The sequence below is a fragment of the Nostoc sp. 'Peltigera membranacea cyanobiont' 213 genome (assembly GCF_002245975.1).
GTDB lineage: Bacteria > Cyanobacteriota > Cyanobacteriia > Cyanobacteriales > Nostocaceae > Nostoc.
Map to the genome: position 1 here is coordinate 1 of NZ_NOLI01000076.1, position 16,947 is coordinate 16,947.

The 16,947-nt window shown below is 42.0% G+C and carries 5 protein-coding genes and 1 pseudogene; all 6 read left to right on the forward strand.

Going from position 1 to position 16,947, the window contains the following annotated elements; genetic code table 11:
- Positions 1-364: 364 nt before the first annotated feature.
- The 6 genes and pseudogenes from CDG77_RS20090 (at position 365) to CDG77_RS20115 (ending at position 16,445) form a co-directional block, all read left to right on the forward strand.
- Positions 365-641, forward strand: a pseudogene (locus tag CDG77_RS20090) (hypothetical protein).
- Between the two features lie 165 nt (positions 642-806).
- Positions 807-6,239 carry a type I polyketide synthase gene (locus CDG77_RS20095; RefSeq protein ID WP_094331102.1) on the forward strand — a complete coding sequence of 1,811 codons (5,433 nt, stop codon included), beginning with the start codon at positions 807-809 and terminating at the stop codon, positions 6,237-6,239.
- Positions 6,240-6,382: 143 nt separating this feature from the next.
- Positions 6,383-8,110: an SDR family NAD(P)-dependent oxidoreductase gene (locus tag CDG77_RS20100; protein WP_094331103.1), complete on the forward strand. Its 1,728-nt coding sequence runs from the start codon at positions 6,383-6,385 to the stop codon at positions 8,108-8,110.
- Between the two features lie 188 nt (positions 8,111-8,298).
- The gene (locus CDG77_RS20105) at positions 8,299-13,047 is read left to right on the forward strand and encodes a PfaB family protein (protein WP_094331104.1); all 4,749 of its coding nucleotides are present in this window, start codon (positions 8,299-8,301) and stop codon (positions 13,045-13,047) included.
- A 204-nt stretch (positions 13,048-13,251) separates the two neighbouring features.
- Positions 13,252-14,928, forward strand: a complete 1,677-nt coding sequence (locus tag CDG77_RS20110) for a PfaD family polyunsaturated fatty acid/polyketide biosynthesis protein (RefSeq protein WP_094331105.1) — start codon at positions 13,252-13,254, stop codon at positions 14,926-14,928.
- 2 nt (positions 14,929-14,930) lie between these two features.
- Positions 14,931-16,445 (forward strand): thioester reductase domain-containing protein, encoded by a 1,515-nt coding sequence (locus CDG77_RS20115; RefSeq protein WP_094331106.1) that lies wholly within the window; start codon positions 14,931-14,933, stop codon positions 16,443-16,445.
- Positions 16,446-16,947 lie beyond the last annotated feature (502 nt).

A 16,947-nucleotide genomic window follows, 5' to 3' on the forward strand; every position in this document is an offset into this window, starting at 1 on the left:
CCCCCAACCCCCTCCCCGCTCTTCGAGAGAGGGCTATGATATACCTCATTTGATTAGGAAAAGCTATAATTGTGGATGTTTATTTATAAAATAACTTTAAAGGAATGATTTAGTTTCTGTAAAGTATGCTAGTGTTTTTATTAATTCAATGCTTTAAAGTGGTTAGACAAACTAGTTATTTAATTAATATTTTGACATCAAAAATAACTAAAGATAACTGCTTTCCCATCACCGTCTGCTCGTTTAATTACTTTTTCAACTTGCATAAACTCGGATTAAAGGTGGTGTCTTTTGTGTAACGAACTTGTCAACTTTGCTGGTTCAAGTAGCATAAAATATATTATCCCGAACGTTGAAATTGGCTATGACATTGCTCCAGATGCAGAATGTTGTCATTAACAACAGCTATGTTGCTCTGGTTAGCCTAGATAATCAAAAACTTTCGGGTGAAAAACGTTTCTGTTCTCTTAGCTACTCCTCAGTTTACACAACTCCAGTAGGATACCATTACTCAAAATCTCTACCATTACAAATGGATTAAATTAACTGGTCAAGCAGCTATTACACTCCAAGACTATTTTACCAGTTTTAACAACGTCTTTGACCTATTGCCACAATTTAAAGAGTCTAGCGTTGGATAACATTTTTTCGCGATCGCAAGCCGCGTATCCGCATAATTCGTAATTCTTAATTACTTTTTTGCCGGATTTTAGACATGCTAACTGCTTACAAAACCAGAGTTTTTGATTATTAGTAGGCAACAGAAATTACTGTAGCTACACAATCCACAGTACTCACTATGACCTATGTCTGCTTATTCAATTGATACTGCCTTAGCAGAGTTAGAAAGCCTTATAAACAATTGTGAACAGGCTGTGATTAAGTCTATCGAGGGAAAACAAATGAAGCCAGAGAAACCAGTGTCAATTAACAGAATTAACAGACAATTACAACACAATCCTATCGCCATTGTTGGGATGGCTTCTCTATTACCTCAAGCCAGAAATTTACGGGAATACTGGCAAAATATAGTAAATAAAATTGACTGTATTACTGATGTTCCTTCCACTCACTGGAGCGTCGAAGATTATTACGATCCCAATCCTAGAACGACTGAAGATAAAACCTACTGTAAAAGAGGCGGGTTTCTTCCAGAGGTTGATTTTAACCCGATGGAATTTGGCATACCACCTAGCATTTTGGAAGTCACAGATGTATCGCAACTATTAAGTTTAGTGGTTGCGAAAGAGGCGATGGAAGATGCGGGTTATGGCGAAAAGCGTGAATTTAACCGCGAGATGGTTGGGGTAATCTTAGGCGTGGCGATGGCCAAGCAATTAGGAATGCCACTTTCTGCCAGGTTGGAATATCCGATTTGGGAAAAAGCGCTTAAAAGCAGTGGTTTATCTGACGAAGATACCAAAAAAATCGTTGATAAAATCAAAAGCGCTTATGTGAAGTGGGATGAGAACGCTTTCCCCGGAATGTTAGCAAATGTAGTCGCGGGTAGAATTGCCAACCGCCTCAATTTTGGCGGGATGAATTGCGTAGTTGATGCGGCTTGTGCTAGTTCCTTTGGTGCTTTAAAAATGGCAATCAGCGAACTAGTTGAGCATCGTTCTGATATGATGCTGACTGGTGGTGTTGATACCGATAACACCATCATGGCTTACATCTCGTTCAGCAAAACACCGGCGGTTTCTCCTAGTGAAAATGTCAAACCTTTTGATGCTAAATCTGATGGGATGATGCTGGGTGAAGGTATTGGGATGATTGTCCTCAAACGTTTGGAAGATGCTGAACGGGACAACGATAAAATATATGCCGTAATTAAAGGTATTGGTACTTCCAGCGATGGGCGTTATAAGAGTATTTATGCTCCTCGCAAAGAAGGTCAAGTTAAAGCCTTAGAACGCGCTTACGAAGATGCCGGCTTCTCTCCCGCTACTGTTGGTTTGATGGAAGCACATGGTACCGGTACAATGGCTGGAGATCCGACAGAATTCGGTTCTTTAAAAGACTACTTTGATCTACATGATGAGAAAAAGCAGCATATCGCTTTGGGTAGTGTGAAATCACAAATTGGACACACAAAAGCGGCTGCGGGTGCGGCGAGTTTGATTAAAACTGCTTTGGCTTTACATCACAAAGTATTACCACCGACAATTAATATCACTGAGCCAAACCCCAAACTCAACATTAAAACTTCATCCTTTTATTTGAATACCGAAACTAGACCTTGGATTCGTCCAGAAGGAGAAGCGCCAAGACGTGCGGGTGTAAGTTCTTTCGGCTTTGGCGGAACCAACTATCACGTCGTTTTGGAAGAATATGAAGCCGACCAAAACGCCGCTTACCGCTTACACAGTGATGCTAGTGAAGTGCTGTTGTTTGCTCCTACAGTAGACCAATTGTTGAGCAAATCGGAAGAGATTTTAGGTAAGTTGCGTTCACGAAGTGACTCCGCAGGAGTATCGCCAGATGCACTCAGACACTACTCACAATTAGTCAATGAGTGCAAATCACAACAAATTCCCCTCTCTGCTGCCAGATTTGGGTTTGTAGCCGAGAATCTGGAAGAAGCTTGCAAGTTGCTGCAAACTAGCATTGACTGGCTGAAACTCAAAGGAACAGCAGCATCTTGGGAACATCCCCAAGGGATTTATTACCGCGCTTCTGGTATGGAGTTGGGCGGAAAAGTTGTCTCCCTATTTTCTGGACAAGGTTCGCAATACTTGGAGATGGGACGCGAACTGGTGATGAATTTTCCTTTGATGCGCCGTCTGCATGGTTATATGGATAGCCTGTTAATCAAAGATAATTTGCAGCCGCTTTCAGAAATAGTTTTCCCTCATCCTGTGTTTGGAGAGGCAGAAAAGAATGTCCAAATTGCTGCCTTACAACGCACAGAATACGCTCAACCAGCCATCGGGGTGTTGAGTGCAGGGATGTACAGCATACTGCAACAAGCTGGGTTCAAGTCAGATTTTGTGGCGGGACATAGCTTTGGTGAACTAACAGCGCTATGGGCTGCGGGGGTTTTGAGTACTGAAGATTACTTGTTCTTAGTGAAAGCTAGGGGTCAAGCAATGGCTGCACCCGAAGATCCGGATCATGATGCGGGTAGTATGCTGGCTGTCAAAGAAGACATCAGCAAAGTGGAAGCAGTGCTGAGACATTTTCCGCAAGTTGCGATCGCTAATCAAAATTCTCCGACTCAATTTGTCTTGGCTGGGCCTACCGCAGAAATAGCGAGAATCAAAGAGGCTTTACACGAGAAAGGATATACAGCTGTATTGCTACCTGTTTCAGCAGCTTTCCATACACCGCTAATCGCCTTTGCTCAGAAATCATTTGCGATCGCCACCAAGTCTGTCAAATTCCAAAGTCCCAAAATCCCTGTTTACAGCAACGTTACCAGTAAGCAGTATCCCAAAGAAGCCCAAGGTATTCAAAAAATCCTCGAAAGCCACCTTTCCAATTCAGTACTGTTTAAGCAGGAAATTGAAAATATCTATGCAGCCGGTGGTACTTGCTTTGTGGAATTTGGGCCGAGAAGAATTCTCACCAACTTAGTCAAAGATATCCTTGGCGATCGCCCACACATCACTGTATCTCTGAACCCTAGCGCTCAAAAGAATAGCGATCGCTCTTTGCGAGAAGCAGTTGTGCAGTTGCGAGTAATTGGCTTGGCTTTGAATAACCTCGATCCTTACCAACTTCCCCAAACTATCCCCCCAATTGAGACGAAGAAGACATTAAATGTCCGTTTAAACGGCATCAACTACAGATCCGAAAAAACGAAAAATGCCTTCGCTCTAGCTTTGCAGGATGGGCATAAAGTCACATTACCCGCCCCCGAATCTTCTGAAACTGCGGCTCCTTTGTTTAGTAGCCCAGGTGTAACTCCAACTCTCGCAGCGATCGAGACTAACGGACATAAAAAACTTACCCCAGTAATGAACGGTGTGACTGCTAGTGTCATCACCCAGCCAGAGCAACAGATGAATCCTGTTACCCTGTCACAACCAGTCCAGGAATCTAAGATGCAACCAACACCAGAAAAGCTGACAAATTACGAACAACTTTTAGCAAGTTTAGAATATCTCCTGACACAGTTCCAGGAAAATCAAGCCGAGAATTTACAAGTTCACGGTACTTATCTCAACCATCAAATGGAATACGCTAAAGCGTTTTTCCAACTGATGCAACAGCAGAATTCTTTGTTGAGTGAAAGTAAATCAACAGCCGAAACTGCCAAAATGAAGCTAGTTGTCATGGAAAGCTTAGAGCGTAGCATGATGCAGTTTCATTCCCAACAGGGTGAAACTCTACGCATCCATGAACAATATCTTCAAGAGCAACTGGAATATACTAAGAGCTTTTTCCAACTCATCCAGCAAGAGTATTCTCAAATCATCTCAGGTGAGGGAGCAACTCAACTTACAGAGAAACTCAGCAATTTCACTCCGTTCACCACAGAAGCACCAGTACCCGCCACTACCAAGATAGTAGAAAGCCAGCCTTTGCCTGTAACTGAGCCTGTAGCTAAAAATCGCTTAAATGTTACTCAAGAACCTCTCCCGGCTGCTGTAGAGGCTGTAGTTGAAACTCCTGTATCTCCAAAGACCCAATCAATCGCGTCTCTACTTCCCACACCGCATTTCGCCACTGTCGAGACGGTAGAGCCTGTAGTCGCACCACCTGTCCCAGTAGTAGAAGAACCCCAAGCTGAGGTTGTAGTCAAAATTAGCTCACCCCCAGTCAAGGAAGTTGTTGCAGAACCAGCACCTACAACTGCTGCACCTGTATCTGGCGCAACCATCGATATTGTTGACTTGGATAAAAACCTCTTAGCCATCACCAGCGACAAAACCGGCTACCCGGTAGAGATGCTGGAAATGGACATGGACATGGAGGCTGATTTAGGGATTGACTCTATCAAACGGGTGGAAATCTTAGGGGCGCTACAAGAGATGTACCCCAACCTACCCAAGCCCAATTTAGAAGAACTGTCAGAAAAACGCACCATCGGTCAAGTTGTCGAGTATCTGCAATCCCACGCTTCCAAAAGTATTACTGTAGAAATTGCAGTTCACGAAGTACAACCAGCAACTGAGATTGCAGTAGAGGCTGTACCAGTAGTTGAGGTAGTCGTTGCACCTGAACCAAGCGTAGTTATCGCATTCACCCCAGAACCAGAAACCGCTACAAGTGATGAATTTGCAAACTTAGGTGAAACCCTGTTAGCCATCACCAGCGATAAGACCGGCTACCCAGTCGAGATGCTGGAACTGGAAATGGACATGGAAGCCGACTTAGGGATTGACTCGATTAAACGGGTGGAAATCTTAGGGGCGATGCAAGAGATGTACCCCAACTTACCCAAACCGAATATTGAAGAACTCGGCGATCTCCGCACCATCGGTCAAATAGTCGATTACCTACAGCAGTTGGCTGGAGGTGAAAAAAAAAAGTCTGAACCTGAGTTTGTCCAACAGCAGCCACCCCAATTAGAGCATAATATCCAGCGCCATCTCGTCAAACTCAGGAGTCTACCACAGCCCGATTACTTGGATTTCACATTACCAGAGGGACACATCGGTTTAATCACCGATGATGGTTCCCTCACCACTTATAAATTAACTGAATCCTTAATCGAGAAAGGCTGGAAAATAGTAGTTATCAGCTTCCCCCAATCGCTCATCGCCCAGCAAGCGCCTTTACCTACAGGAGTAACCCGCGTCACCTTAGCAAACTTGAGTGAAGAACATCTCCAACAACAATTGCAAGCGATCGCATCTCACTGCGGAGCGATTGGGGCTTTCATCCATCTACACCCAATGTTTGTAGGAAATCACACCGGAAGTATTTCTTATAACGAATCAGAAAAGGCGATCGTCAAGCACGTATTTTTGATGGCGAAACACCTCAAACCTTCTCTCAACGAAGCCGCAAAGCATGGACGTAGTTGTTTCTGCACAGTCGCTCACCTTGATGGAGCCTTCGGCTTAGAGTACAAAGTCAACTTCGGTGCGATCGGCGCTGGTTTATTTGGATTAACCAAAACTCTGAGATGGGAATGGCCAAAAGTTTTCACCCGTGCGATCGACCTAAGTCCCAGACTTGACGCTAAACAGTCAGTACACAACATCATCGCCGAACTTCACGATCCCAACCTTTATATAAGTGAAGTTGGCTACGGCTCACAAGGACGAGTGACTATTATCGCCGATTAATCTCTTCTCTCTGCGCTCTCTGCGTCTCTGTGGTTCGTTTAAAAAAAACCGCAGAGGCGCAGAGGACACAGAGAAAGAGATAAGAGAGCATCTTTTAATTACGAATTACGAATTACGAATTACGAATTAATCCCAGAGGATTTATGACACAAACAGCCCAGCTTAGTCCATCATCTGTCTTTGTCGTGAGCGGCGGTGCAAAAGGGATTACGGCTGAGTGTACTATCAGATTAGCTCAACAGCAACCCTGCAAATTCATCCTCCTCGGTCGCTCAGAACTATTAGAAACCGAGCCAGATTTTGCTCAAAACTCCGATGACTCCGCATTGAAAAAATGCATCATGGAAAATCTTCTTTCTCAAGGAGAGAAGCCCACACCCATGAATGTGCAAAAAATATATAACAAAATTACCTCTAGCCGCGAAATTAAAAAGACTCTAGCAGCAATTGAAAAAACTGGAGCTAAAGCCGAATATATCAGCGTCGATGTCACAGATACGCAAGCTTTACAAGAAAAACTAGCCACTGCTGTGCAATATCTCGGCCCAATTACCGGAATCATCCACGGCGCGGGAAACTTAGCTGACAAGTTAATTGAAAAGAAAACAGAAGAGGATTTTGAAAAAGTTTACACCGCCAAAGTACAAGGTTTAGAAAACCTCCTAGCTTGCGTTAACCCAAATCAACTTCAGCATTTAGTTTTGTTTTCTTCAGTAACCGGATTTTACGGAAATCCCGGACAATCTGATTATGCGATCGCAAATGAAATTCTGAACAAATCAGCCCATATATTTAAGCAAACTTATCCCTCATGTCATGTAGTCGCTATCAACTGGGGCGCTTGGGACAGTGGGATGGTGACAGCAGAATTAAAGAAGATTTTTCAAGAGCGAAAAATCGATATAATTCCTATTGCAGTCGGGGCACAAATGCTCGTTAAGGAAATGGATAATACCAATCATGCAACCGCACAAGTTGTCATTGGTAGCCCACTTGTCCCAATGGCGGCGGAGTTAGATTCAGAACTGCGAACCTATCGTATCCGTCGCCAAATGACATTAGAGGCTAATCCATTTTTGCACGATCATACTATTGCTGGTTCTCCAGTTTTACCAGCAACTTGTGCAATGACCTGGATTATCAATGCTTCTGAGCAATTATATCCTGGTTATCGGTTGTTTTATTACCAAGATTTCAAAGTTTTGAAAGGGATTACTTTTAATGAAACATTAGCGAAGGAACATATATTAGAAATAGAAGAAATTTCTAAAGTTAATCTTGAAAGTATCGACCTTAAAGCCAAAATTTCCAGTAAAAACCCTGAAGGAAAAACCCATTTTCATTTTAGCGCTCAACTCCATCTTCAGCGTGAAATCCCAGATGCACCCATCTATGAATCTCTCAATCTCGAACCAGATAATATCATCACTGCGACAGGAAAAGCTTTTTACCAAAATGGTGGGGCTACATTATTTCATGGCCCCGGTTTTCAAGAAGTTAAGAGAGTTTTAAATATCAGTCCCGAAAAAATCACAACAGAATGTTTGTGGCCAGAACTCAGCGCACAGCAACAAGGACAATTCCCTGTCCAATGGGTAAATCCTTACACCACTGACTTGAGTATGCACGCCCTATGGATTTGGACACAACACTTTCATGAAGAAGGTTGTTTACCTGGAAAAGTAGAAAAATTTGAACAGTTTGAAGCGATACCACATAACGAAACATTTTACGTTTCTTGTGAAGTACTAGCTAAGACACCAAGTAGTGCGATCGCAAACTTTATCATACACGACCGCCAATGTAAAATCTATTCACGAATGCTCGGCGCTCATGCCATTATTTGGTCAATGAAAATGCTCAGAAGCTAAGAATATATCAAGTTTAAAGTTCGTAGTAAGGACTTTAGTCCTTCTTAATATAAGCACTAAAGTGCTTACTACAAACTATCAAAATCTTAGGATTGCTATAAATTGCCTCGTTTAAAGTTTGGGGAACAGCGTAAATCCTGCCTGTTAAATATCTCTTGCTAAATACCCAAACTCGGAGCATATAAATCGTGGAAAAAATAGCCATCATCGCATTATCATGCCTATTCCCCGATGCAAAGAATCCTGAAGAATACTGGCAAAATATCGTTCATCAAAAAGATTCGACATCCTCTGCAACCGTCGAAGAAATCGGAGTAGATCCGACAATATTTCACAACCCAGTTAAAGGTACACCAGACAAAACTTATTCACTCAAAGGCGGATACATCCGCAACTTCCAGTTTAATCCATCTGAATACAATCTACCATCTGAATTTGTTGCTGGCTTAGATAACACCTTCAAATGGTCATTGTATGCTGCTAAACAAGCAATTGTACAAAGTGGTTATTGGGGTAATCAAAATGTCCTGGCAAAATGCGGCGTAATTTTAGGTAATTTGTCATTCCCGACAAAATTATCTAATCAATTATTTTCTCCAATTTATCAGCAAGCTATTAACCCTGCTGTTAGAGAACTTTTGCAGTATGAAGACTTTAATTTAGCTGTACCAAGTGCAACCAAAGCGTCTTTATACAATGCAATGATATCTGGTTTACCAGCATCTATCGTAGCTCAAGCACTATCTCTATCCCAGATTAATTTATGTCTGGATGCTGCTTGTTCGTCATCATTTTATGCGATTAAACTAGCATCTCATTACTTATGGTCGCACAAAGCTGATGTCATGTTAGCTGGAGCCATAAGTTGTGCAGATTCCCTATTCGTGCGGATGTTATTTTCCGGTGTTCAAGGATATGCAGAAAACGGCATCAGCCGCCCCTTAGATAAATCCTCTAGAGGGCTAATCCCCGCCGATGGTGTTGGGATGGTGATGCTGAAAAGATATTCTGATGCCGTTAGAGATGGTGATAATATTCTCGCCACTATCTGCGGTAATGGACTCTCGAATGATGGCAAAGGTAAGCACTTACTGAGTCCGAATCCTAAAGGACAAGTTTTAGCTTTTGAACGAGCATACAATGAGGCGAAATTTAGTCCAAAAAGCATTGATTATCTAGAGTGTCACGCCACTGGCACATTACTAGGAGATACAACCGAATTCAATTCTATCGAAACATTTTTTGGTCAAAATCAAGCGGCTCCTCTGGTGGGTTCTGCCAAAGCAAATACTGGTCACTTGTTAACTGCTGCCGGCATGGTTGGCTTGACTAAAGTGATTTTGAGTATGTCTCATGGTGTAATTCCAGCAACCATGAATGTTTCGGAACCTTTAACTTCAGAAAAAGGTACAATTTCCGCCGATAAAATTGTTAGAACAGCTACGATATGGCCTAATAATAACGCACCAATTAAACGGGCTGCTATTAGCGCTTTTGGATTTGGTGGCACTAATTCTCATCTGATTTTAGAACAAGGAAATACAACAGAATCAGTTGAATCAACTCCGCCTGTTCCACCTGCCAAAATCGCTATTGTTGGCATGGATGCCTTTTTTGGTAACTGCAATGGCTTAGATGCTTTTGAACGAAGTATTTATGATGGAACACAGCATTTTACTTCTCTACCGCCTCAAAGATGGCATGGTATAGAAAATCAAGAGAATGTCCTGAAAGAGTACGGTTTAGCAGACGGGAAAGCACCAGTAGGGGCATATATCAAGGATTTTGAAATCGATACTTTATCGTGCAAAATCCCACCGAATGAAATCGAAAAGTTAAACCCACAACAATTATTACTCCTGAAAGTTAGCGATCGCGCCGTAAAAGATGCGAAACTACAGGAGGGTGGCAATGTAGCAGTTATAGTCGCCGCCGAGACAGAATTCTCTGTACATCAGCTAGAGCAAAGATGGAATCTATCTTGGCAAGTTAAGGATGGCTTACTCAACCAAGGAATTTCTCTACCTGCTGAACACCTTTCCCAACTGGAAACTATCGTCAAAGATAGCATTCACCAACCAGTAGAAATCGGCGAATATGTAAGTCACATCGCCAACATCATGGCGAGTCGAATTTCTGCTTTGTGGAATTTCACTGGCCCTGCATTCACCGTTAGCGCTGGCGAAAATTCTGCCCTCAAAGCGTTGGAAGTTGCCCAAATGCTACTCGCTACTGGAGAAGTAGACGCGGTGGTTGTTGGTGCAGTAGATTTAGCAGGCGGTGTGGAAAATGTCTTGTTCCGCAGCCAATTTGCACCGATTAATACAGGTGTCAATACGTTGGGTTATGACCAACAAGCAAATGGCTGGATGGTTGGCGAAGGTGCTGGTGCTGTCGTCCTCAAGCGCTACGAAGCAGCTAAGGAAGATAATGAACGCATCTATGCAGTAATTGATGCCATGAGTTTCGCACAAGGTAATTCTACTTTGAGTGAGGCTCCGGTAAAACCTGATGCTTCAGCTATCAGTGATGTCTGCAAACAAGCTTTCGAGATGGCTGAGATTCAACCCACAGAGGTTAACTATGTGGAAGTCTTTGGTAGCGGCGTTCCCCAGGAAGATGAAGCCGAAATCACAGGTTTACTGCAAGCTTATCCGAAAGTGGGCAATGGTTTGCATTGTGCATTAGGCAGCGTCAAAGCAAATATCGGCCACACCTATACAGCATCGGGAATTGCTAGCTTAATCAAAACTGCCCTCTGTCTTTATTACAGGTATATTCCCGCCACACCCAAATGGTCTGGTGTCAAAACACCGCAAGTATGGGAAGGTAGTCCCTTCTATGTGGCAATGGAATCAAGACCTTGGTTTGTCGATAAGGGCGGCACACGCAGAATAGCAGCAATTAATAGCATGGGTATAGATGGCAGTTACGCCCATTTAATCTTATCGGAAGAACCTAGCCAAGAGGAGCGGGACAACAGATATTTGCAACAAATGCCTTTTCATCTGTTTCCGATAGCAGTTAGCGATCGCACCACTATCCCCGATCTTCTCAACAATCTCCAACATACCATAGAAGCGAGTTCTTCTTTATCAGCTACCGCCAGCGAAACATTCGCTACTTTTCAACAGCATTCTCATCCAAAATACGTCTTATCAATTACAGGACGTAACACAAAAGATTTACTCAAAGAAATTGAATCTGCCCGCAAAGGTGTAAATAATGCTTTTGAAAACGGCACAGATTGGCAAACACCACTAGGAAGTTATTTCACAGCAAAACCATTAGGTAAAACTGGGTCAGTTGCTTACGTTTATCCCGCAGCCGTCAATTCTTATATCGGCATTGGTCGCAGCGTCTTCCGTTTATTTCCGAAAGTTTTCGAGGACTTAAAAAGTAACAATCTCTACAATCGGGCTGCCGATGTTGAAAAGCTGGTTTATCCCAGAAGCTTACCTAAGTTGACAACCAGGCAACTAGAAACACTCGAAAAGCAATTATTAGATGATTCACTGGCAATGTTTGAAAGTGAAATCGCCTTTGCTAGATACATGACGGCAATTTTCCGAGATGATTTTCAAGTTAAGCCGCAATCTGTATTTGGGTATAGCTTGGGTGAAACTAGCATGATGGTTGCCCAAGGAGTTTGGAGTGATTTTGAGGGCGGAAGTAACACCTTAAACTCATCACCTTTATTTGGCGATAAATTATCTGGCCCGAAAAATGCTGTGCGTGAATATTGGGGATTAACAAATTCACCAAACAACAATTTTTGGAATACCTATGTTCTCATGGCTACTCCATCTCAAGTTAGAGAATGCCTGAAACAAGAGAATCGCGTCTACTTAACTCAAATCAACACACCAGAAGAAGTATTAATTGCTGGTGAGGATGCAGCCTGTAAGCGAGTGATTGCAACTTTAGGTTGTAATGCCTTCCCCGCTCCCTTTGACCATGTGATACATTGTGAAGCGATGCGATCGCAGTACGAGGAAATCAAGAAGGTAAACAGCTTACCATCGCAAAGTCTCCCCGGTATTGTGTTTTATTCTGCCGCCGACTATCAACCGATTGTACTTGAAAGTGATGCGATCGCTCACAATATTGCCAAAGGATTGTGCCAAGAACTTGATTTTCCACAATTAGTTAATCGTGTCTACGGCGATGGGGTCAAAATATTTCTAGAAGCAGGCGCTGGTAGTGTTTGTTCACGATGGATTGATAAAATCCTCGGAAACAAAGAACATATCACAGTTTCTCTAAATCGTAGAGGGATGGATGACCATGCTTCGATGGTTAAAGCATTAGCAAAACTACTCAGTCATCAGGTGAACGTGGATTTATCACCACTGTATAGCAAAGCCCAAGACACTGCTAATTCAAATAAAGCAACATTGAGAACAGTTACCTTGGGTGGGAAAGCGATCGCTGCTACAATTTTGAGCGAAGAAAATCGTAAACTTGTTGAAAATTTTGCTGGGGATCTTAGGAGCGAACGTTTCAAAATACAGCATCCAGATATACCTAATGTCCAACAATCTGAAATCACAGATTATCTTAACACTTCCAACCAAATAACCCAACAAGAAAATTATTCCCCTAACATCTTGCCTCAGCCAGAAGAAGTAAAACCGAAAAATATCATTGATAACGTTTTTCAACCGAGAGAACAATTACAATCTTCTGAGTCAAGCGCAATTAGACAGCCAATTCCTGTTTTCTCTCCACCCGTCAGAACTAAAAAAATTAGTAGCATCATCAGCATGTTCGATTTAAATAAGACCCAGTATCAAAAGCTCAATGCTAATAATTCAAAGATAACTAAAGCACACACTGCCTTCTTACAAGCTAGACAAGATTACAGTCAAAAAATGAGCGAAATCATTCAATTGCAACTAGCTTGCGCCCAAAACTTGCTTAACGAAGAATCTTAATATCTCATACCAATTCTCTCTAAACTTTCTCTTCCTTCGCGCCCTTTGCGTCCTTCGCGGTTCGTTTAAAAATTATTACGTGCATCTCTCAGAGAATTGGTATTACTCTCTTACTCTGTGCCCTCTGCGCCTCTGCGGTTCGTTAACAGAGTCAACACCCTTCAACTTTATCATCCATTGTTTGTAATCCGAGGGATAACTACCGTGACAACCGTAGATACGGTACTAAGTAAACACGATAATGGTCTTAACTTCTCCACTTGGTCTTATAACAAAAACCAAGTTTGGAAAGGTTCTTTAGAAACTGTATCTTTTGAGAAACAAACCATCAAAGATAAATTGATGGTGTTAAATAAACCCTGCTACATCGTGAAAGTTGCCGGAAAAATCGGTGTCACTAATGAGGGTTATTTATCCCCTGGTGATAATGGCACAACAGCACAAGTAGAACTGCTAACATTTGCAGCCCCAATCCGCATTCAACAATTTGGAGATCCGAATTTTCTCTCCTCTCATGGAGTAAAATATGCCTACGTTACCGGCGCAATGGCTGGCGGAATTGCTTCCGAAGAAATGGTCATTGCACTCGGAAAAGAGCAAATTTTGAGTTCCTTTGGTGCAGGTGGTTTAACTCCAGAACGTTTGGAAGCAGCCATAAATCGCATTCAACAAGCCTTACCTCAAGGGCCCTACGCATTTAATCTAATCCACAGCCCCAACGAACCTGCGATTGAACGTCGCGCTGTAGATTTATACCTCAAATATCAAGTGAGAACAGTAGAAGCCTCTGCATTTCTCGACTTGACCCCCAACATTGTTTATTACCGTGTTGCTGGATTGGGTTTGAATAACGCCAATCAAATTGAAATCAAAAATAAAATCATTGCCAAAATTTCTCGCCGAGAAGTTGCGACTAAATTTCTGCAACCAGCACCAGCCAGAATACTTAAAGAACTTCTTGAACAAGGGCTAATTACTGAGTTACAAGCAACCCTTGCAGCTAAAGTTCCGATGGCTGATGATATTACCGTCGAGGCTGATTCTGGAGGTCATACAGATAACCGTCCCTTGGTTTGTGTGTTACCTTCTATTATTGCCTTGCGAGATGAAATTCAAGCACAATATCATTACCAAATACCCATTAGAATTGGCGTTGCAGGAGGAATTGGAACACCACAATCAGCATTAGCAGCCTTTATGATGGGTGCTGCTTATGTAATGACCGGTTCCATTAATCAATCATGCGTTGAATCTGGGGCTTGTGAACATACCAAAAAGTTATTAGCCCAAGCAGAAATGGCTGATATGATAATGGCTCCAGCCGCAGATATGTTTGAAATGGGAGTCAAATTGCAAGTTCTCAAACGGGGTACAATGTTCCCCATGCGAGCGCAGAAATTATTTGAACTCTATCGCGCTTATGATTCCATTGAAAGCATCCCCCTTGCAGAAAGAGAGAAATTAGAAAAACAAGTTTTTCGCAAAACTATTGCCGAAGTATGGGAAGGAACTGCGGCTTATTTGTCCCAAAAGAATCCTGAGAAACTTGGGAAAGCAGTCAATAATCCTAAACTAAAAATGGCGTTAATTTTCCGTTGGTATCTAGGATTATCTTCTCGCTGGTCTAGTTCTGGCGAAAAAGGTAGAGAAGTCGATTATCAAATTTGGTGTGGCCCGGCAATGGGCGGTTTCAATGACTGGGTACGCGGTTCCTATCTTTCTGAACCAAATAATCGTCAAGTAGTTGATGTTGCTAATCAAATTATGACTGGTGCAGCCTTTTTGTATCGTGTCCAAAATTTGAAAATTCAAGGACTGCAAACTTCCGATTATTACAGTCAATATCACCCTGTTCGTTCTACATCATTGTTGGAGATTTAAAAATGACTATAAAACAGTCTTTTACAGCAGACGACATTCAAGTATTTTTAGTATCTAACTTAGCTAAGTTACTAAAAGTATCAACTGATGAAATAGATGTCAAAGAACATTTAGAAAACTATGGGTTGGATTCAGCCCAAGCAATGATTCTAGTAAGTAACTTAGAAAAGTTGCTCGGATTTCAACCCTCTCCGTTGCTGCTGTGGCATTACCCAAATATTGAAGCTCTTTCACAGCGTTTAGCTGAAGAAGTGCAAGATGGTTCACCGATTCAAGATACAAAGGTAGTAGCCTCTAATGCCAACGCTGCACCCTCAGTTCTAAATTTAGGTGCTGAGGCTGTTCTTGACCCTACCATCCATCCCGGTGCTGCATCTAATGTACTTGTAGGTGAACCCAAGAATATCTTTATAACTGGCGGAACAGGCTTTTTAGGAGCCTTTATCATCCGGGAATTGCTACAAGAAACCAATGCCGATATCTATTGTTTAGTGCGTGCTGCTAATGCTGAAGAAGGCAAAAGCAAACTCCAAAAAAATCTAGAACAGTATGCAATTTGGCAGGAAGAATTTACCTCCAGAATTATTCCCATTGTCGGCGATTTATCTCTGCCATTGTTAGGTGTTGGCTCTGAACAATTTCAAATTTTAGCTACCAATATTGATACTATCTATCATAGCGGTGCTTTGTTGAATTATGTTTTTCCATACTCAGCACTGAAAGCAGCCAATGTTTTAGGAACTCAAGAAGTACTGAGATTAGCTTGTCAAGTTAAAGTCAAGCCTGTACATTACGTTTCTAGCGTTGCTGTTTTTGAATCCACTGCTTACGCTGGCAAGGTTGTTAAAGAACAGGATGAATTCAATCATTGGGAAGGTATTTATCTTGGCTACTCACAAACTAAATGGGTAGCTGAAAAGTTAGTCAAAATTGCTCGTGACCGTGGGCTTCCTGTAACTATCCATAGACCCCCACTGATTTCAGGTGATAGCAAGACAGGTATTTGTAACACACATGACTTTATCAATTTGATGACAAAAGGCTGTCTACAAATGGGATATTTCCCTGATGTAGATTATATGTTGGATATGTCACCTGTGGACTATGTAAGCAAAGCGATCGTTTATCTATCACGTCAAAAAGAATCCATAGGTAAAGCTTTCAATTTACAACATCCCCAACCCGCTGCTTTGAAAATGCTAGTTGAGTGGATACGCTCTTTTGGTTATTCAGTTGAAATGATTCCCTATGAAAAATGGCAATCAGAGTTAATCAATAATGTCACTTCTGCTGACAATCCTTTATATACTCTGCGGCCATTTTTACTGGAACGTTGGTCTGATGAACAACTGACTATTCCTGATTTGTACTTACAAGCTAGAAGACCCCATATTAGCTGCCAAGATACTCTTCATGCACTAGCAGGTAGTTCTATTGCGTGTCCTCCAATTGATTCTCAATTGTTTATGACTTATACCGCCTACTTGATTCAAAGTGGATTCTTGAATATAGCTTAGGAATTCACAACTTGTGTAGGATGTTGGAAAAGTGTTTGGCTGTGATTTTAGGCACTTGGAGATCCCCCTACCCCCTCTTAATAAGGATGGGATAAGAAGCTCTAAATCCCCCTTTTAAACGGGGATTTAGGAGGATATCTAAATGTTAAGAATGTAACGCACTATCCCGGATACTTTGGTGCGTTACATAAACCGTAACACACCCTACAAAATAATTTTTTAGTCAACGTTTTTAGAACTCAGTACTACTGAATAGCCAATATTTCAGATGCCAGCAACAACTCACATACTAACAGTGGCAATATAATTGCCCTGTTTTTTTATGCTCAATAATGTAAATTTTTAGTATCCACCTCTTGACAGAAGCAATCGAGGATAGAATGGTTAGTGTCGGGCACAAAAGTTTGATTTTACCTGCTGGCTCTTGATTAGTCACAAAAACCAGCGCTAGCAGTTTGAAATAACCAAACTTATTTAATGCTCAACTTCTTCGATGCATAAA

Excerpts from the sequence above, each read along its gene's own strand:
- CDG77_RS20095 (WP_094331102.1), top strand. The coding sequence starts at position 807 with ATGTCTGCTTATTCAATTGATACTGCCTTAGCAGAGTTAGAAAGCCTT.
- CDG77_RS20100 (WP_094331103.1), top strand. The coding sequence starts at position 6,383 with ATGACACAAACAGCCCAGCTTAGTCCATCATCTGTCTTTGTCGTGAGC.
- CDG77_RS20115 (WP_094331106.1), top strand. The coding sequence starts at position 14,931 with ATGACTATAAAACAGTCTTTTACAGCAGACGACATTCAAGTATTTTTA.